At 38.6% G+C, this 18,394-nt stretch carries 17 protein-coding genes; 9 read left to right on the top strand and 8 right to left on the bottom strand.

What is annotated here, in order from left to right; genetic code table 11:
* Window positions 1-13 precede the first annotated feature (13 nt).
* On the bottom strand, window positions 14-2,485 hold the full coding sequence (gene lon, locus CBW18_RS09015; RefSeq protein ID WP_088300963.1) for an endopeptidase La: 2,472 nt from the start codon (window positions 2,483-2,485) through the stop codon (window positions 14-16).
* A 305-nt stretch (window positions 2,486-2,790) separates the two neighbouring features.
* Between lon and CBW18_RS09010 the strand changes: the two genes are divergently transcribed.
* The gene (locus CBW18_RS09010) at window positions 2,791-3,411 is read left to right on the top strand and encodes a tetratricopeptide repeat protein (RefSeq protein WP_088300962.1); all 621 of its coding nucleotides are present in this window, start codon (window positions 2,791-2,793) and stop codon (window positions 3,409-3,411) included.
* 42 nt (window positions 3,412-3,453) lie between these two features.
* Here the strand turns inward: CBW18_RS09010 and CBW18_RS09005 are convergent, their stop codons facing one another.
* On the bottom strand, window positions 3,454-3,987 hold the full coding sequence (locus CBW18_RS09005) for a hypothetical protein (protein ID WP_088300961.1): 534 nt from the start codon (window positions 3,985-3,987) through the stop codon (window positions 3,454-3,456).
* Window positions 3,987-5,510 (bottom strand): 2,3-bisphosphoglycerate-independent phosphoglycerate mutase, encoded by a 1,524-nt coding sequence (gene gpmI, locus CBW18_RS09000; RefSeq protein ID WP_088300960.1) that lies wholly within the window; start codon window positions 5,508-5,510, stop codon window positions 3,987-3,989. Before gpmI ends, CBW18_RS09005 begins: the two co-directional genes overlap by 1 nt.
* A 169-nt stretch (window positions 5,511-5,679) precedes the next feature.
* Between gpmI and CBW18_RS08995 the strand changes: the two genes are divergently transcribed.
* From CBW18_RS08995 to CBW18_RS08980, 4 genes are all read left to right on the top strand, one after another.
* A complete protein-coding gene (locus CBW18_RS08995) occupies window positions 5,680-6,078 on the top strand; it encodes a DUF4783 domain-containing protein (RefSeq protein WP_088300959.1) in 399 nt (132 codons plus the stop codon).
* Window positions 6,079-6,234: 156 nt separating this feature from the next.
* The gene (nadC, locus tag CBW18_RS08990) at window positions 6,235-7,077 is read left to right on the top strand and encodes a carboxylating nicotinate-nucleotide diphosphorylase (protein ID WP_088300958.1); all 843 of its coding nucleotides are present in this window, start codon (window positions 6,235-6,237) and stop codon (window positions 7,075-7,077) included.
* 49 nt (window positions 7,078-7,126) lie between these two features.
* Window positions 7,127-7,774, top strand: coding sequence for a glycerol-3-phosphate 1-O-acyltransferase PlsY (gene plsY, locus CBW18_RS08985; protein WP_088300957.1), 648 nt, complete (start codon window positions 7,127-7,129; stop codon window positions 7,772-7,774).
* A 93-nt stretch (window positions 7,775-7,867) separates the two neighbouring features.
* A complete protein-coding gene (locus CBW18_RS08980) occupies window positions 7,868-8,674 on the top strand; it encodes a M48 family metallopeptidase (RefSeq protein WP_088300956.1) in 807 nt (268 codons plus the stop codon).
* A 171-nt stretch (window positions 8,675-8,845) separates the two neighbouring features.
* Here the strand turns inward: CBW18_RS08980 and CBW18_RS08975 are convergent, their stop codons facing one another.
* The 5 genes from CBW18_RS08975 to CBW18_RS08960 form a co-directional block, all read right to left on the bottom strand.
* A complete protein-coding gene (locus CBW18_RS08975) occupies window positions 8,846-10,102 on the bottom strand; it encodes an anthranilate synthase component I family protein (RefSeq protein WP_216359213.1) in 1,257 nt (418 codons plus the stop codon).
* Window positions 10,103-10,308: 206 nt separating this feature from the next.
* Window positions 10,309-10,437 (bottom strand): hypothetical protein, encoded by a 129-nt coding sequence (locus CBW18_RS21740; protein ID WP_256387655.1) that lies wholly within the window; start codon window positions 10,435-10,437, stop codon window positions 10,309-10,311.
* A 161-nt stretch (window positions 10,438-10,598) separates the two neighbouring features.
* Window positions 10,599-11,879 (bottom strand): adenylosuccinate synthase, encoded by a 1,281-nt coding sequence (locus tag CBW18_RS08970; protein WP_088300954.1) that lies wholly within the window; start codon window positions 11,877-11,879, stop codon window positions 10,599-10,601.
* Window positions 11,880-11,917: 38 nt separating this feature from the next.
* Window positions 11,918-12,412, bottom strand: coding sequence for a Fur family transcriptional regulator (locus tag CBW18_RS08965; RefSeq protein WP_088300953.1), 495 nt, complete (start codon window positions 12,410-12,412; stop codon window positions 11,918-11,920).
* Window positions 12,413-12,614: 202 nt separating this feature from the next.
* On the bottom strand, window positions 12,615-14,822 hold the full coding sequence (locus CBW18_RS08960) for a bifunctional (p)ppGpp synthetase/guanosine-3',5'-bis(diphosphate) 3'-pyrophosphohydrolase (protein ID WP_088300952.1): 2,208 nt from the start codon (window positions 14,820-14,822) through the stop codon (window positions 12,615-12,617).
* A gap of 110 nt (window positions 14,823-14,932) precedes the next feature.
* Between CBW18_RS08960 and CBW18_RS08955 the strand changes: the two genes are divergently transcribed.
* From CBW18_RS08955 to CBW18_RS08940, 4 genes are all read left to right on the top strand, one after another.
* Window positions 14,933-15,547 (top strand): DUF4294 domain-containing protein, encoded by a 615-nt coding sequence (locus tag CBW18_RS08955; protein ID WP_088300951.1) that lies wholly within the window; start codon window positions 14,933-14,935, stop codon window positions 15,545-15,547.
* Window positions 15,548-15,552: 5 nt separating this feature from the next.
* Window positions 15,553-16,074: a glutathione peroxidase gene (locus CBW18_RS08950; protein ID WP_088300950.1), complete on the top strand. Its 522-nt coding sequence runs from the start codon at window positions 15,553-15,555 to the stop codon at window positions 16,072-16,074.
* On the top strand, window positions 16,071-16,787 hold the full coding sequence (gene bshB1 / locus CBW18_RS08945) for a bacillithiol biosynthesis deacetylase BshB1 (protein ID WP_088300949.1): 717 nt from the start codon (window positions 16,071-16,073) through the stop codon (window positions 16,785-16,787). Before CBW18_RS08950 ends, bshB1 begins: the two co-directional genes overlap by 4 nt.
* 191 nt (window positions 16,788-16,978) lie before the next feature.
* The gene (locus CBW18_RS08940) at window positions 16,979-18,340 is read left to right on the top strand and encodes an acyl-CoA dehydrogenase family protein (RefSeq protein ID WP_088300948.1); all 1,362 of its coding nucleotides are present in this window, start codon (window positions 16,979-16,981) and stop codon (window positions 18,338-18,340) included.
* Window positions 18,341-18,394 lie beyond the last annotated feature (54 nt).

Below are 18,394 nucleotides of genomic sequence, written 5' to 3'. Positions count from 1 at the left end.
AAAGATTTCCCATTTAATTTACAATGGGTGCGGCTTTAATACTCAGATCCAAAGGTTTTTTAACTTTATTTTTAGTTAAAGCCAAATCTATGACTTCACTCATTTCATTTACGTAATGAAAGGTAAGGTCTTTGATATAGCTTTCTTTAATCTCTAAAATATCCTTGCGGTTACTTTTACAAAGGATAATCTCCTTAATATTGGCCCTTTTGGCTGCCAGGATTTTTTCTTTGATTCCACCCACAGGCAGCACTTTACCACGGAGGGTAATTTCACCGGTCATGGCCAAATGTTGTTTTACTTTTCGCTGCGTAAAGACAGAGGTTAAGGCCGTTAACATGGTTACACCAGCAGATGGACCATCCTTTGGTGTCGCGCCGGCAGGTACGTGTACGTGAACATCCCAGTTATCAAATAAGGTATAATCGATTCCAAATTCTGCAGCATGAGCACGTAAGTAAGCCAATGCAATTACGGCAGATTCTTTCATCACATCACCCAGATTACCGGTTAAGGTTAATTTTCCTTTTCCGGGGCTTAAGCTGGATTCGATAAATAAAATATCGCCACCAACACTTGTCCAGGCCAGACCGGTAACCACACCGGCTACTTCATTGCCTTCGTATAAATCTTTATCGTAAATTGGTGCACCTAGTATGCGTTCAACATCTTCATTTGTTAAAGTTGCACTGTATTCTTCTTCCATAGCCACCTTTGTAGCCACACCACGAACCAGAGAACCTATTCTTTTTTCCAGTCCCCTTACACCAGATTCACGGGTATAATCTTCAATTACCTTTTCAATCAGTGCTGGTTTAAGGGTAATATGCTTATTCTCTAAACCGTGATTTTCTTTCTGCTTAGGAAGCAGGTATTTCTTGGCAATCTCTATTTTTTCTTCAATGGTATAACCGTTAACTTCAATAATTTCCATACGATCCAGTAAAGCAGGCTGAATGGTACTAAGCGAGTTGGCGGTAGCTATGAACAATATATTAGATAAATCGTAATCCATCTCTACATAGTGGTCATAAAAAGCATTGTTTTGCTCCGGATCAAGTACCTCTAAGAGGGCCGAAGATGGGTCGCCACGGTGATCGGTTCCAACCTTATCTATCTCATCTAAAACAAATACGGGATTATCAGCACCGGCTTTTTTAATTGATGAAATGATCCGTCCGGGCATGGCACCAATGTATGTTTTACGGTGACCGCGGATTTCTGCTTCATCCCTGATTCCACCGAGGGCCATTCTGACATACTTGCGGCCTAAAGCTTTTGCAATTGATTTCCCCAGAGAAGTTTTACCTACTCCCGGAGGCCCCACTAAACAAAGAATAGGTGCTTTCATGTCGCGCTTAAGTTTTAGCACGGCAAGATATTCTATGATACGTTGTTTTACTTTTTCAAGGCCAAAGTGGTCTTTATCTAAAATACGTTGCGCTCTTTTTAAATCGAAATTATCTTTGGTAAACTCACGCCATGGTAAATCCAAAAGTAATTCAAGATAATTCAACTGTACAGAATAATCTGGTGCAGCCGGGTTCATTCGGCCTAATTTATCCAGTTCCTTATCAAAATGCGCATTAACTTCTTTCGACCATTTTTTCAGTTTTGCTTTCTCCTGTAAGGCATCAAATTCCAGGTCGGCAGAGTTGCCGCCTAATTCTTCCTGTATGGTTTTTAATTGCTGGTTCAGGAAATAATCACGTTGTTGTTTATCCAGATCGGTACGAACTTTAGATTGAATCTGGTTTCTCAACTCCAGCATCTGTAATTCTACCATCAACAATTCCATCACTTTTTGTGCGCGATCAAGCAATTTATTCATTTCCAGAATCTTTTGCTTGTCGGCCATTTCGGCATTCATGTTTGACGAAATAAAATTGATCAGAAATGAATTGCTTTCAATGTTTTTCAGCGCGATACTGGCCTCACTTGGTATATTTGGAGAAAGCTGAATAATCTGGGCCGACATTTCGCGTATAGACGCGATTAAGGTTTTGAACTCTTTGTCGCTCTTGTGTTTTTGCTCTTCAAATTTTTTAATAACAGCTTTGATATAAGGCTCATTCTGTACTTCTTCAATTAAGCTGAAGCGCTGTTTACCCTGAATAATTACAGTGGTGTTGCCATCAGGCATCTGCAGCAATTTGATGATGTTGGCCACAGTACCCACTGAGTTAAGTTGCTCAAAGGTAGGATCTTCGATGGAAACATCCTTTTGAGAAACCACACCAATGATTTTATTTCCCTTATAAGCTTCTTTAATTAATTTAATGGATTTATCCCGCCCAACTGTAATGGGAATAACCACTCCCGGAAACAAAACAGTATTCCTTAAGGGTAAAATAGCCAATGTTTCAGGCGTATCCTCGTTGTTCATTTCCTCCTCGTCTTGTTGAGACATTAAAGGGAAGAATTCGGTATCCTCATTTATAATTGGCATAGCAGAATGGAAATCAAATATATCTTGTTTACTCATTTTCACGTTTTCCTCTCACGACAAACTGGCAGTTTAATCGTATTCACATTGTTTAATTATGTTAGTAATATAATAAATTCAACTCTTGTGCCAAAGTAAAAACTATATTAATCTTATGTTAAAAAGGCAGAGAAATATAATTTTAAGTCAATATCATATTTCTTCTAATTGATCGTTTAAGCTAATATCTGGGCTTTCCGTTTTTTAGATAAAGAAAATTAAAAACTATTAAATTATCATAATAGGATTATATTGCAAAAAAAACACCCTGAAGGTGCTGGATTCATCTAAATTATTATTCATACATGAACTATTTTAAAAAAGCGATTTTAGGTTTAATCATTTTTTCTTCAACCACCAGTTTTGCTCAGAACAATTATGAGAAAAGCATGCAGGCCATGATGAAAGGCGATTATAAAACTGCAGTTACACAATTAGAAAAAGCCGATACCAAAACACCCGATAATGCCAATGTTTTAAAAATGCTGGGCTATTCTTATTTTCAAAATGGAGAATATGAAAAGTGTATTGCTACTTATAGTCGTTTGTTGACCATGAAGCCTAATGAGGTGTCTGCTTATTATTATCGTGGAAAAGCCAGGTTAAACATCGCAAATGATCCGAAAGAATCATTAAATACCATGCGTGAAAATTTTTATACAGCTGCCATTAAGGATTTTACCAAAGCCATTGAAATTAACGGGGATGAGGATACACAAATGTTTCAGAACCGTGGACTAGCCTATAAAGATTATGCAATTTTTAAATCCTATAAAGTAAAGAAAAACACCGAAAAGCTAGCCTGTGTTGCATTATTTAACAATTCTATCGCAGATTTTCAAAAAGTGCTTACCATGCAGCCTTTAAGGAAAGACATTATCGATTGGGTAGCTTACGATAAAGCGCAGATCGTCAGTTTAAAATAGAATTGGAAATCCATAAAAAAAGCAGATTCAAATCTGCTTTTTTTATGGATTAAAACTGGCTATTACGGCGTAATTTTTAGTTGAAAGAAATCTTATTTTCTGTTGTTTTTTAATTTGATATAACTGATCCGGGAGGTAGGTAAGTGTATCCTGTGATTGAAATAAAATATTCTTTTGGTTAATAATGATTTCAATCCTGCTAATTTTCGATGACTTTTCCGTTACCGAAATCTTTTTTACCGGGATTTTTTTATTGTCAGATGTGTAGGTGATTATGTCATCTTTCCGGTTAGTCTTAAAGCTACCTTTCCATGAATTTTTATTGATATCGGCATCTATAAAAATGGCCAGTTCCTTATCCCAGTCATTAATATGAAGGGATTTATTTTCTTTTACGCCATTTATACTAACTGTTTTATTTACTATGGGTTTAGCCTTCTTTAAACGCATGATCTCATTTCCGAAGTAACCTTTTAAATCGAAATAGGGTAATCCGGTATTTGCCTTAGGTTCTTCATGTGGGTTACACGAAAGAAATGCCAAAGCAAATACCAGTATACAAAGGTTTTTTATCATTATACTAAAACGTTTCCAGTCATTTCTGCAGGAATATCCACACCTAAAATCCTAAGCACAGTAGGCGCGATATCACCAAGCTTTCCATCAGCAATGGTTTTATAATCATGGTCAATCAGGATGCAGGGAACCAGGTTAGTCGTATGGGCTGTATTTGCAGATCCATCGCCATTAACCATAAATTCAGAGTTGCCATGATCTGCCAGTAAAATAAAGGAATAACCATTTTCTAAACCTTTCTTCACCACTATTTCCGCACATTGATCTGCAGTTTCTACAGCCTTTACCACTGCATCAAAAACACCGGTATGGCCCACCATATCCGGATTTGCAAAGTTCAGGCAAATAAAATCTGCCCATCCGGTTTCCATTTCTGCCGTAATGGCCTCGGTAATGCCGGCTGCACTCATTTCCGGTTGCAGATCGTAAGTGGCTACTTTAGGCGAAGGAATTAAAATACGTTTTTCATTTTCAAATTCGTTTTCTCTTCCACCTGAGAAGAAAAAGGTAACATGAGGATATTTTTCTGTTTCTGCAATGCGGATCTGATTTTTATGATTTTGGGCTAAAACCTCCCCAATGGTTTTGGTCAGGTCATCTTTAGTAAACATGACATTTACTTTTTCAAAGCTTTCATCGTATGTAGTCATGGTGACATAATACAATGGTAATTTATGCATCTGCTGCTCCGGAAAATCTTTTTGTGTTAATGCAGTAGTAATTTCACGTCCTCTGTCTGTACGGAAATTAAAGCAGATCACCACATCATCAGGCTGAATGGTAGCCACGGGTGCACCATTGGCCTGGGTAAGTACCACCGGGTTTAAAAACTCATCTGTTATGCCATTCTGATATGAATTTTGAATGGCGTTCAAGGCATCCTGAGTGGTTTCGCCAATGCCATTTACCATTACATCGTAGGCACGTTTTACACGTTCCCAGCGATTATCACGATCCATGGCATAGTAACGTCCAACCATTGAAGCCAGTTTTGCGTTACCGTGTTGAAGGTGATTTTGCAAGTCGGTAATGAAGCCTAAGCCAGCGTTCGGATCCGTATCTCTTCCATCCAAAAAGGCATGTACAAAAGTTTTTTCCACATGGGCTTCATTTGCCGCATCACAAAGTGCTTTCAGGTGCTCAATGTGCGCATGTACACCGCCATTTGAAACTAAACCAATAAAATGAACCGCCTTATTGTTTTGCTTTGCATAATTAAAAGCGTCAAGCAAAACAGGATTAACATGAAGTTCTCTATCGGTAATGGCTTTGTTTATTCGGCCAAGTTCCTGATAAACCACACGTCCTGCACCTAAATTCATATGTCCAACTTCAGAGTTCCCCATCTGTCCGGCTGGTAATCCTACTGCTTCGCCGGATGCTTCCAGCTTGGAATTTGGATAGTGCTGTAATAAAGAATCGAAAAAGGGTGTTTTTGCAGCATATGCTGCATCAGCATTATCCTGACGTCCGTAGCCCCAACCATCTAAAATAATAAGTGCGAGTTTTTTATTATTTACCATATTTATTCAAAATTATAATTATTACCAAAACCTTTTATTGTAAAACCTGTTTTAGTATTCTATTCATATGGCAAATATAGCTTTATTGAAGGTTATACAAATTAAGAAATCTGTTTTTTGATCAGCTAATGGCATAATTTTAGCTAACCATTCTGTATAAAATACAGAAATGATCCGGAGCTTATTTTTATTTATTATTGGTTTATCATCATTATATAGTTCTAATGCCATCCAGGCCGATATTATTGATGATTTATCGTCATATTTTAAAGCCGGCAATGCGAAAGAGATTGCGAAAAGTTTCGCTTCAACGATTGAATTAATTATTATTGATGAAGAAGATGTCTATTCTAAAGCACAGGGTGAACAAATTCTCAGAGATTTTTTCATTAAGCATCCTGCGGTCAAAACAAGTGTTTTTCATAAAATCAACAATAGTCCAAACTACCGCTTCGGAGTAGTTATCTTAAATACTTCAAAAGAAACATTCAGGGTATCCATCACCATGAAGAAATTTAACAACAGTTTTTTAATTACCGAATTAAGAATTGAACCTGCTAAAGACTAGGTGTCAGAGTCCTCCATATCAGCTGACTTAAGATCAGGAAATAGCAGAAATTCAGATTTCCAATCCATATATTTTCCTCAATCCGGTTGCTTTAAATCCATCTGTAAATTGCCCGCTCACAAATAATTCTTATTTTTGCTGCATAAAATCTATACTTTGGATATTCTACTTGTACATCAGTTTATAAAAAACGCACTTGCTGAAGATATTGGTGATGGTGATCATACCTCATTATCAACCATTCCGGCAGGAACTCAGGGAAAGGCAAAACTCATTATCAAAGAAGAAGGGATTCTGGCAGGAATGGAGTTGGCTGTAGAGATCTTCAAAATTGTTGATGCAGATTTAAACGTGACGGTGTTGTTACAGGATGGTGCCAAGGTAAATGTAGGTGATATTGGTTTAACGGTATCCGGAAGTACCCATTCTATTCTTGTTGCAGAACGTTTGGTTTTAAACTGCATGCAACGGATGAGTGGCATTGCAACCAAAACAAATCATATCGTTTCGCTTTTAAAAGATACGAAGACTAAAATTCTGGATACGCGTAAAACAACCCCGGGTTTGCGTTACCTTGAAAAATGGGCAGTAAGAATTGGTGGAGGTGTCAATCACCGGATAGGTTTGTACGATATGATCCTGATTAAAGACAATCATGTAGATTATGCAGGAGGAATTTCAAATGCCATTCATTCCACTAAAAAATATTTAGCTGATCATCAAAAAGCGTTACAAATAGAGATTGAAGTAAGAAATCTGGATGAGTTATCGCAGGTGTTGGCTATTGGAGGTATAGATCGGATTATGCTTGATAATTTTAATTTTGAGGAATTGAAAGCAGCTGTAGCATTAATCAACGGCCGGTTTACAACAGAGGCATCTGGCGGCATTACAGAAGAAAATGTGTTAGCATATGCTGCTTGCAGTGTAGATTTTATCTCAATGGGTGCACTTACACATTCTGTAAAAAGCCTGGACATCAGCTTAAAAGCGTACTAAATTGATGTGCTATAAAATTGAAAGTTTATTTTTTGTATCATTGTAGGCTATGGTTACGGTTTATTCGCTCAGCGCCTTATTGTTCGCGTATCTATTTGGGTCTATACCTACAGCTGTATGGCTCGGTCAGGCCTTTTATGGTATTGATGTAAGAGAGTATGGAAGTGGTAATGCAGGCGCAACCAATACCTTCAGGGTTTTAGGTAAAAAGGCGGGCATAGCCGTAATGATCATTGATATTGCGAAAGGGTATACGGCTACCAATTTAGCCTATCTTATAGGCATGTCTGTTACCGGACCACAAAATTCAGTAGTGTTTGTAAATTATCAGCTTGCCCTGGGTGTAACGGCGGTAATGGGGCATTTATTTCCCGTTTTTGCAGGTTTCAGGGGAGGAAAAGGAGTGGCTACACTTTTTGGAATGATTTTGGCAGTTAACTTTGAAGCATCTATGCTTTGCGTTCTGGTTTTTGTGATTGTGTTATTGTTAACAAAATATGTTTCATTAAGTTCAATTTGCGCGGGTTTTACATTTCCGCTCAGTGTTGTCTTCCTGTTTCAGGTTTCCATAAAATCAGAAGTGCTTTATGGCATGGTGGTTTGTGTGCTGATTCTGGTTACGCATCAAAAAAATCTCGAAAGGTTGCTGAAGGGCAAAGAATCCAAGGTGTATTTGTTTAGGAAAAAGGCGAACTAATTAACAAAAACACATTCATTAAAACTTATTTGCTGGCATGATGTTTAATCTCCGTTGTGCCCGAAGGGTTTATCAATCAACTAAAATCGCATTATGAAAAAGTTATTTTTAACGGCAGGTGTTGCTGGTATTTTATTATTTAATTCATGTTCAACCGTTCCGCTAACCGGACGTAGTCGATTTGATTTGGTAAGTAATGATCAGGTGTTGCCCATGGCATTTCAGGCCTATAATACATTTTTAACAGAAAATAAAAATACTGTTTTACCTGCATCAAATGCGCAGGCTTTAAAAGTTAAAACTGTTGGAAACAAATTGATCAATGCGGTAAAATCCTATATGAACAGCAATAATTATGGAAATTTAATTGCAGATTACCAGTGGGAAGTTAACGTAGTTCAAAACAAAGAGAAGAATGCCTGGTGTATGCCAGGAGGAAAAATTGTGGTGTATACCGGAATTTTACCCGTGACACAGGATGACGCGGGGCTGGCAACTGTAATGGGGCACGAAATTGCGCATGCTATTGCAGGTCATTCGGCCGAACGCATGTCGCAGGAAATGGTGGCTCAGGGCGTTGGTGCTGCAGCAGGGGTAGCTTTATCTAAAAATCCTAAAACACAGTCGATTTTCAATACCCTTTATGGTGTGGGTACACCGGTAGCCATGTTGAAATTCAGTCGTAACCAGGAGCTGGAGGCGGATCGTTTAGGTTTGATTTTTATGGCGATGGCCGGATACAATCCACAGAATGCCACCAGTTTCTGGAATAGAATGTCTGCTGCATCTGAAGGCGCGCAAAAACCAGCAGAATTTTTAAGTACGCACCCAAGTGATGCAACCCGTATTGCTCAGATTCAAAAATATTTACCTGAAGCACAACAGTACTATAAGAAGTAGGGTTGAAGATAAAAGATAAAAGATAAAAGATAAAAGGTGGAAGGTTCTTACATTGTGTAGAAGTTTCCACCTTTTTTTATAGTCGTCATCCTGATTATTAATTAAGTCATAGCTAAACATTACGACTGGCAAAGACTCATTTTTTGTTTTCTAATAATACTCCAATCAGGCCTAACCGCCAAACACCTTCAGCATTGCACTGGCCTTCAGCATACATTCTTCATATTCTTTTTCCGGATCACATTCATAGGTTATTGCTCCGCCTACCTGAAAGGATAGATATTGATTCGCTGAATTGTAAAGAATACTTCTGATGATTACATTGAAGTCGAAATCTCCAGCCGGATCTATGTAGCCAAAAGATCCTGAATAAACTCCCCGTTTGGTTTCTTCGTATTCCTCTATCAATCTCATGGCTTTTACCTTTGGTGCACCTGTCATAGAGCCCATTGGGAATGCATTTTTGATGGCATCAAGAAAATAAACATCTGAATTTAAATCGCAGCTGATGGTAGAAATCATCTGGTGAACCTGTGGAAAGCTATAGATTCCAAACAATTCATCAACTTTAACTGATCCCCTTACCGCTGATTTTGTAAGGTCGTGACGCACCAAATCAACAATCATTACATTTTCAGACTGCTCCTTGATATCATTTCTCAACTGTGATTTAATCAGCTTGTCTTCCAGCAGGTTTGCACTTCTTTTTGCCGTCCCTTTTATGGGTTGGGAAATGAGTTTTGCACCACGCTTGCACACAAAACGTTCAGGCGTAGCAGATAGTATATAATGTTGATCAATCTTAAAATAACCGGCAAATGGGGTCGGAGAAACTTCATTTAGTAAACTAAAGGTTTGCAACGGGTTAATTGCGGCATTTTCAGCAAAAAACTCCTGGCAAAAATTAACTTCATAAATATCGCCCCGGATAATATGGTTTTTTAAAGCCTCCACCTTTTCGATGTATGTCTTTTTTGAAAATTTTGAATGGATATTTATGGCCTTCGGAGGCATTTCATTTTCAAACTTGAAATTATTTATCTCCTCTAAAATAGCGTCATCTCCAACTAAGATCTCTGTTTTACCATCTTTGTGGGCAATCAGGTATTTTGGTACAAAGAAAAATAATTCCGGAAAATTCAAATGATCAGCATGGTTTGATTGAAGATCTTCTATTTCATTTTTAAGATCATAGCTCAAAAAGCCAAAGCTCCATTTTTTATGATTTTCATAGAAAATTTTGAGTTGCTCAAATGCTGTTCCGCTTGCACATTTTAATTGAGCCTGAACATCAGCAGCGATCAGAAAATCGTATTTACCGTAGGGGTCTGCGTATTGATTTGAATCTAATAAGCAACATACTTCAAACTGGTTGGCCCAGTGTAATGCTTTTTGTTTGAAATCAAAGATATTTTGTATGGTTTTCAATAATGCTTTTTTTATTCGGTATAAGGTTATTGTTTAGCTATTCCAGGTTTCTCATCCCTTTTTTATTTAAGCTCCTTAAAGCTTTGATTGCTCACTATCTTTTTACCTGATTATTGCGCTAAATCTTTTCGGGCTTTGCCCGCAACATTGCCACCTGCTTTTGCGGCGGTTAAAATGGCATATTCTTTATCTTTTTTAATGCTTCCTTATTTCCATATGTTAATGAGTTCATCGTGAACAAGAATACCGCGGATTCGTTTTTCAATCCGTTCATCGCTGTATCCTTTGGCTTTGTAAGGTACTGCCTTATCTTCAACTAATTTAAGTTCACTCATTTTATCTAAATTAAACTTAGTGTAATAATTATATAGATGAGATATATGTTATTGACAGGGAGTTCTAAGATAGATAAATGCTACTCAAAAACTAAAAAATGTTATATACAGCAAAAGCAACCTTTTTCTGGTTGCTTTTGCTGTATAATTATGAAAGATATCTAGCGTAATTCCAGAGTCTGTGCCCTATCTGGTCCTACAGAAAGGAATTTGATTGGCACCTCCAGTTCTTTTTCTAAGAATGCAATATAATCGTTTAGCTTCGCTGGAATTTCATCAACTGAAGTGATTTTAGTAACATCAGTAGCCCATCCGTCAATAGCTTTTAATACTGGTTTCGGTTCGATGGAAATGATATCGTAAGGCATATAGTCGATGGTTTCACCATTGTATTCGTAATGTGTACAGGCGTAAATGGTTTCGAAAGTATCCAACACATCGGCTTTCATCATAATCAATTCGGTTACACCGTTTAACATGATGGCATATTTTAATGCAGGCAAATCAATCCAGCCACAACGGCGGGCACGACCTGTAGTTGCACCAAATTCATGACCTAAAGCGCGTAAATTTTCACCAACTTCATTGTCCAATTCAGTAGGGAATGGACCACCTCCAACGCGGGTACAATAAGCCTTGAAAATACCATAAACAGCACCAACCTTGTTCGGTGCAATACCTAAACCTGTACAAGCACCGGCTGTAGTAGTGTTACTAGACGTTACGAAAGGATAAGACCCAAAGTCAACATCTAATAAAGTTCCTTGCGCACCTTCGGCTAAAACAGCTTTTCCTTCTTTTAAGAAACCGTTAACATAATGTTCGCTATCTACATGAGGGATTGATTTTAAAAATTCAATGGCTTCAAAGAATGAGGCTTCTTTTTCTGCCAGTTCATATTCAAAACCTTCGTAATGGGAGAGAATTTCCGTGTGCTTTTCTACTAATTTGTTGTAACGCTCTTTAAAATCAGGAAGTGTAGTATCGCCAACACGAAGACCATTCCTGCCTGTTTTATCCATATAAGTCGGGCCAATTCCTTTAAGTGTTGAGCCGATCTTATTTTTACCCATGCGTGCTTCATTAGCGGCATCCAATAACTGGTGGGTAGGTAAAATTAAGTGTGCCTTACGGGCAATTACCAGTTTGCCATCGGCAACAGGGTCATGACCAGCTTTTTTTAAGTTATCTAACTCTCTTTTTAAAATGATTGGGTCGATCACTACACCATTACCGATAAGGTTCATGGTTTTTTCATTAAAAATTCCTGATGGAATGGTATTTAAAACGAATTTTTTACCATCAAATTCAAGTGTGTGTCCGGCATTCGGGCCACCCTGAAAGCGGGCAATAAGATCATATTTTGGACTGAGTACATCAACGATTTTTCCCTTTCCTTCATCACCCCATTGCAGGCCGAGAAGTACATCTACTTGCGTCATTATTAAAAATTTAAGCTGGTTTTATTTTGTGGATTGATTTAATTTTCTTCAGGTTTGGCTGTCTTGGCCGACTCATTTACTTTTCTGGCCATGCTACAGTCTGAGCAGAATCCATACAGGTTTAATGAATGGTGTTTTACATCGAATTTTAAAAGATCGCCAACCATGGTTTGAATTTGGTGAATACGGGGATCGCAGAATTCTACTACCTTACCACATTCAATGCAGATCACATGGTCATGTTGACGGTAGCCGTAAGATTTCTCGAATTGTGCCATGTTCTTACCAAACTGGTGTTTGGTAACCAAATCACATGAAACCAATAATTCTAAAGTATTGTAAACCGTAGCCCGACTTACACGATACTTTTGATTTTTCATGTGAATATAGAGGGTTTCAACGTCGAAGTGATCGTTTCTAGAATATATTTCCTCCAGTATGGCGAAACGCTCAGGCGTTTTGCGCAGATTCTTGTTTTCTAAATAAGCTTCAAAAATCTTACGAACGAGCTCATTTGTTTTTTGTTCAGGCATAGTGTTTAAACTCCAATCAAAGGTAGGTAAATTGTTTTAAAAATGATTACCCCGGTGAAATGATTACAAAGATTTGGTAATTGTTTGATTATGATATTATTCTATTGTTGAAATGTTTTAAGATTAGTCTGAAGTCAAAAGTCTGGAATCCTAAGTCGGACTATACTACTTCAGGCTTCGGACTCCAGACTTTCAGGCTCTTTTAAGCATCAAATCTCGTCACCCCTGTCACCCCTCTTACCTTTAACAGGTTCTTGATTAAATTTTCAAGATGTTCGGTGTCATTGACGAAGATCATGATTGAGCCATCAAATATACCTTCATTGGTATCAACGGTAATGGAGCGCATATTCACCTTAAAGTCTGTTGAAATAACTCTGGTAATGTTATTGATTAAACCCACATCGTCAATACCCATAATGCGTAATCCCGTTAGGAAAGTTAGCTCCTGTTGTTTATTCCATTTTGCCTTCACCACGCGATAGCCATAGTTGGCCATCAGCTGCGCCGCATTGGGGCAATTTGTCCGGTGAATCTTTATCCCGTCACTAACGGTGATAAAGCCGAAAACATCATCACCCGGAATAGGGTTACAACAGGCCGCAAGCGTATAATCAATACGTTGCATATCTTCACCAATGAGCAAAATATCCGATTCACCGCCTTTTATTTTGCTTTTAACACCGTCTACAGATAAATTTTCAGGGCGCTCTGGTCCACGGGTTTCTACCTCCTTCTCGCTATTTAAATATTCCCTGATATCTTTAAGCTCAATTTTTCCGAGTGCCACATTTACAAAAAGCTCCTGGGTAGATGGCAGTTTAAAGAAATAGCTTAGTTTTTGTAAGTTATCGGTGTTGTAGGTGATTTTGAGCGATTTAAGTTTCCGTTCCAGAATCTCTTTACCATTATCGGCAATTTTTCTTTTTTCTTCTTTAAGGGATGATTTAATTTTGGATTTGGCTTTCGCCGTTACCACAATATTTAACCAATCCTCCTTAGGCGTTTGTTTGTTCGAGGTGATAATCTCCACCTGATCGCCATTTTGGAGCTTATAGGATATGGGCACCAGCTTATGGTTAACCTTTGCCCCAATACAGGTAGCCCCGACACCAGTATGGATTTCAAAGGCAAAATCTAAGGCTGTTGCTCCTAAAGGCAACTGCAGCAGGGCACCTTTTGGCGTAAAAATGAAGATCTCATCAGAGAAAAGGTTCATTTTGAAATCATCCAGGAAATCTAAAGCATTTGCTTCCGGATTGCTCAGCATCTCCCTCACTTTTTGGATCCATTGGTCAAGGCCATTATCATTGCTCGATTCTTTGTATTTCCAGTGCGCAGCGAAACCTTTTTCGGCAATTTCATTCATCCGTTGCGTACGGATCTGAACTTCTACCCATTGCCCCCTGGGGCCCATTACCGTAGTGTGTAAACTTTCATAACCATTTCCTTTCGGTGATGACACCCAGTCGCGCAGGCGGTCGGGATTTGGACGGTAAAGATCGGTTACAATAGAATAGGCTTTCCAGCAATCGGCTTTTTCATTTTCATAAGCACTATCCAGGATAATCCGGATGGCAAAAAGATCATAAACCTCTTCAAAAGGAATATTTTTCTTTTTCATCTTGTTCCATATGGAATGAATGGATTTTGGCCGGCCATATACATCAGCAACCAAGCCCTGCTCGTGAACAATTTCATCAATCGGTTCTACGAATTTTTTGATGAAAAGTGCACGTTCAGCTTTTTTCTCATTCAATTTTTTTGCGATAAATTTATAGGTATCAGGATCAAGATATTTCATGGAAAGATCTTCTAATTCTGATTTAATGGCATATAAACCTAATCGGTGAGCAAGTGGTGCATAAAGATAAATGGTTTCGGATGCAATTTTCAGCTGCTTGTGGCGCGGCATGAAATCCATCGTACGCATATTGTGCAGGCGATCGGCCAGTTTGATCAGGATCACCCTTACATCATCAGCGAGGGTAAGCAGCATTTTACGGAAATTCTCCGCCTGCAGGGAACTGTTCGTGTCGAAAACCCCTGATATTTTGGTTAATCCATCAATGATTTTAGCTGTTTTCTTGCCAAATTCACGTTCAATATCTTCCAGTGTGATTTCCGTATCTTCCACCACATCATGTAATAATGCGCAAACAATAGAAGTGGTGCCCAGGCCAATTTCTTCAGCGGCAATCTGTGCCACCGCTATAGGATGATAGATATAAGGTTCGCCAGATTTACGGCGCATATCTTTATGGCTTTCCAGTGCCATATCAAAAGCTTTTCTGATTTCTTTTTTATCCCCTTTCTGCAATGTAGATTTGCTGGCCCGTAGCAACGCCCTGTATCTTTTTAAAATCTCCTGCTTTTCCGCCTCTAAATCAATCACTAACTCTGTTTTCATTTGTTTTTTTTGCGTAAAAATTTGCGTCTTATTTATGAATAAAACTTATATTAGTTCTGTCACACGACTAATATATGAAATAACACCTAACTTTGTTAAAGTATAAATTTATGAATTTTAAAGGGTCAATCTTTCTGTTTATTGTCATGATTTTTGGTGTTACACTAAAAGCCCAGGACGTTACAGCTCCGGTTTTTCCTAAAATGAGCAAAGCAGATACGATCAGGGTGGCCTCTACCAATGATAACGGCGTGATGATTCCCTGGATGCAACTGCAGGATGTGAGTATTTTTGCCAATAGAATCTGGAAATCTCCTGCAGAACAAATGGCTTATAACAGGTTGAGGTATAATGTATTGAAAGTGATGCCGTATGCCTTATATGCCAAGCGCCGCTACCAGCAGCTGGAAGAAGATATCGCACGCACACCTGAAAAAAAAGATCAAAAGAAACTGGTTAAGCAATGTGATAAAGAAATTAAAGACATGTTTAACCGCGAAATTAAAGAACTCACCATTACACAAGGCCAGATTTTAACCAAACTCATTGACCGGGAAGTTGGAAGAACCACTTATGATATTGTGAAGCAAACCAAAGGTGGTTTTGCGGCTTTTTCTTATCAGATTGTTGCCCGCGTGGTTGGTCATAATTTAAAAAGTACTTACAACCCTAATGAAGATCGTGATATTGAATCGATCATCAGAACTTCAGGGTTTTATCAATAAATCAAATGCAGGAAAGCATTCCGAATATTTATTCTTTCAAGGTTAAGAAAATCAATGGGGAAGAGCAACCCCTTTCCGCATACCGGAATAAAGTTGTTTTAGTGGTGAATACTGCATCTGAATGTGGGTTTACCCCACAGCTAAAGGAACTGCAGCAACTGAAAGATGAAATTAACCACCCGGATTTCGAGATTTTAGGTTTTCCGACAAATGACTTTGGAAAACAGGAACCCTTAACTGGTAATGATATTGCCTCATTTTGCGAAATTAACCATGGTGTAAAATTCCCTGTTTTTGATAAGATCATGGTTCGTGGCGAACATGCACATCCGCTTTATCAATTCTTAAGTGATAAAAAAAAGAATGCAAAGTTAAGCTCCAAACCCAGGTGGAACTTTCATAAGTATTTGCTGAACAAAAAAGGTGAACTGGTTGATTTTTATCTGCCCTTTACCAAACCCCTGAGTTCAAAAATTAAAAAGAAAGTTCAGCAGTTGCTGAACGAAAATGCCAATCAATCATCATGAAATTAGATATTTTAGTTATCGCTGTACATCCTGATGATGCAGAACTTTGCTGTTCAGGAACAATTTTAAAACATATTGCACTTGGTAAGAAAGTAGGAATTGTAGATTTAACCCGTGGAGAGCTGGGTACCCGGGGAACGGCTGAAACCCGTGATGAGGAAGCTGCAGATTCAGCCAGGATATTAGGTTTGCACGCCCGGGAAAATCTTCGCCTGAGAGATGGTTTTTTTCAGAATGATGAGTTTCATCGCCTGGAAGTGATTAAGGTGATCAGGAAATATCAACCGGAAATTATTTTAAGTAACGCATTGGAAGACCGTCACCCAGACCATGGTCGGGCGGGAGATCTGGTTTACGATGCTGTTTTTCTTTCCGGATTACCTAAAATCGAAACAAAAATAGATGGTATCAATCAAGGTGCCCACCGACCAAGATTACTGCTGCAATATATTCAGGACCGTTATCTGAAACCTGATATCATCGTTGATATTTCGGAGCATATGGATCAAAAGATTGAATCAATCAAAGCTTTTAAAACACAATTCTACAATCCAGATGTAGATGGTTTGCAAACCTATATTTCCTCTCCGGAGTTTTTTGAAACCGTAATTGGCCGTTCCAGAGAGTTTGGTAAAAGTATTGGTGCAACCTTTGGTGAGGGATTTACTTCCAGAAAATTGCTGGGCGTAGATAACCTGTTTGATTTGAGGTAATCTCGTTTATTAACCGCAAAGGAAGCCGAGCTTTTAGATCACCGGATGCTCCAGGTTTTTACAGAGAATATTGAGCTAAATTATATTTAAGCTCAGTGTTCCTTTGTGCCTTCTCTTCGTGTTATGTGGTTGCTTAAATGGGAATCCCCAACAAAATTGCCCTTCATTTGTTACTCTCCAAACGAATAATCATGGCAAATATATTCTCTTCACTCAAAAACGCATACAACCTTTTCAAACATGTAGATTTCGATAAGTTAGAAGTGCTTTCTAAAAAAGTAGATCTGCCCAAAATGGTCGAAACGATTTCTAGCCTGGATGATAAACAAATCCAAGGCATGATGAAAATGATGGGTGGATCGGGCAAAAAAAGAGAATTACCATCAATTGAAGGTGATTTTTACCACCTGGGCGACGAAGCTTTGAAAGATGAAGACAGGCAACTCCAGCTGAAGGTTCGTGCATTTTTAGAGAAGGAAGTGAAGCCGATTGTGAACCACTATTGGAATAAGGCTGAATTCCCGTTTGAGATCATTCCGAAACTGGCGGAGCTGAACATCTGTGGATTAACCTATAAAGGTTATGGCTGCCCAGGAAAATCGAATTTGATGGAAGGGATTCTGGCGATGGAAATGGCCAGAATAGACACGTCAATCTCTACTTTTTTTGGTGTTCAAAGTGGGCTTGCCATGGGCTCCATCTACCTCTGCGGATCGGAAGCACAAAAACAGCAATGGCTGCCTTTAATGCAGCAGTTTAAAATTATTGGCTCGTTTGGATTAACAGAACCTGAAGTAGGCTCTGCAGCTGCGGGCGGTTTAACCACCACCTGTAAAAAGGTTGGCGATAAGTGGGTGTTAAATGGTCAGAAAAAATGGATTGGTAATGCCACTTTTGCTGATATTTTAATTATATGGGCACGTGATGAAGGTGATGGAGAAGTGAAAGGTTTCATTGTAAAAAAGGATAATCCGGGTTTTGCAGTAGAAAAGATGCAGGATAAAATGGCCTTGCGGATTGTTCAAAACGGATTAATTACATTAACCAATTGTGAGGTAGAGGAAGTAGACCGACTTCAACATGCCAATTCATTTAAAGATACGGCGAAGGTTTTACAAATGACCAGGGCAGGGGTGGCCTGGCAGGCTGTTGGCTGTGCTCGTGGTGCTTATGAAAATGCTTTAGAATATACCCGAACCCGGAAACAGTTTGGTAAACTCATTGCTTCTTTTCAGTTGATTCAGAATCACCTGGTAGAAATGCTATCCAATCTGACGGCTATGCAAACTTTATGTTTCAGGCTTTCTCAATTGCAGGATCAGGGTTTACTGAAAGATGAGCATGCATCTTTAGCCAAGGTGTTTTGTTCTTTACGTACCCGTGATGTAGTGAGCAAAGCCCGTGAAGTGATGGGCGGAAACGGTATTTTACTCGAATATAATGTGGCCCGTTTTGTGGCTGATGCAGAAGCCATTTACTCTTATGAAGGCACCAAAGAAATTAATACCCTGATTGTAGGTAGGGCAATTACTGGTTTTTCGGCATTTGTGTAATCTCTAAATTTCCAGCAGATCAAGATGATTTTCGCTAATTTTTCTGCGGTTATC

The sequence above is a fragment of the Pedobacter sp. AJM genome (assembly GCF_002197755.1).
In the GTDB taxonomy this organism is placed as follows: domain Bacteria; phylum Bacteroidota; class Bacteroidia; order Sphingobacteriales; family Sphingobacteriaceae; genus Pedobacter.
This window is presented reverse-complemented; position numbering and strand designations above follow the sequence as displayed.

What these genes read in the sequence shown, in the direction of transcription:
- lon (WP_088300963.1), bottom strand. Translation starts at nt 2,485, where the DNA reads ATGAGTAAACAAGATATATTTGATTTCCATTCTGCTATGCCAATTATA.
- CBW18_RS09010 (WP_088300962.1), top strand. Translation starts at nt 2,791, where the DNA reads ATGAACTATTTTAAAAAAGCGATTTTAGGTTTAATCATTTTTTCTTCA.
- CBW18_RS09005 (WP_088300961.1), bottom strand. Translation starts at nt 3,987, where the DNA reads ATGATAAAAAACCTTTGTATACTGGTATTTGCTTTGGCATTTCTTTCG.
- gpmI (WP_088300960.1), bottom strand. Translation starts at nt 5,510, where the DNA reads ATGGTAAATAATAAAAAACTCGCACTTATTATTTTAGATGGTTGGGGC.
- CBW18_RS08995 (WP_088300959.1), top strand. Translation starts at nt 5,680, where the DNA reads ATGATCCGGAGCTTATTTTTATTTATTATTGGTTTATCATCATTATAT.
- plsY (WP_088300957.1), top strand. Translation starts at nt 7,127, where the DNA reads ATGGTTACGGTTTATTCGCTCAGCGCCTTATTGTTCGCGTATCTATTT.
- CBW18_RS08980 (WP_088300956.1), top strand. Translation starts at nt 7,868, where the DNA reads ATGAAAAAGTTATTTTTAACGGCAGGTGTTGCTGGTATTTTATTATTT.
- CBW18_RS21740 (WP_256387655.1), bottom strand. Translation starts at nt 10,437, where the DNA reads ATGAGTGAACTTAAATTAGTTGAAGATAAGGCAGTACCTTACAAAGCC.
- CBW18_RS08970 (WP_088300954.1), bottom strand. Translation starts at nt 11,879, where the DNA reads ATGACGCAAGTAGATGTACTTCTCGGCCTGCAATGGGGTGATGAAGGA.
- CBW18_RS08965 (WP_088300953.1), bottom strand. Translation starts at nt 12,412, where the DNA reads ATGCCTGAACAAAAAACAAATGAGCTCGTTCGTAAGATTTTTGAAGCT.
- CBW18_RS08960 (WP_088300952.1), bottom strand. Translation starts at nt 14,822, where the DNA reads ATGAAAACAGAGTTAGTGATTGATTTAGAGGCGGAAAAGCAGGAGATT.
- CBW18_RS08955 (WP_088300951.1), top strand. Translation starts at nt 14,933, where the DNA reads ATGAATTTTAAAGGGTCAATCTTTCTGTTTATTGTCATGATTTTTGGT.
- CBW18_RS08950 (WP_088300950.1), top strand. Translation starts at nt 15,553, where the DNA reads ATGCAGGAAAGCATTCCGAATATTTATTCTTTCAAGGTTAAGAAAATC.
- bshB1 (WP_088300949.1), top strand. Translation starts at nt 16,071, where the DNA reads ATGAAATTAGATATTTTAGTTATCGCTGTACATCCTGATGATGCAGAA.
- CBW18_RS08940 (WP_088300948.1), top strand. Translation starts at nt 16,979, where the DNA reads ATGGCAAATATATTCTCTTCACTCAAAAACGCATACAACCTTTTCAAA.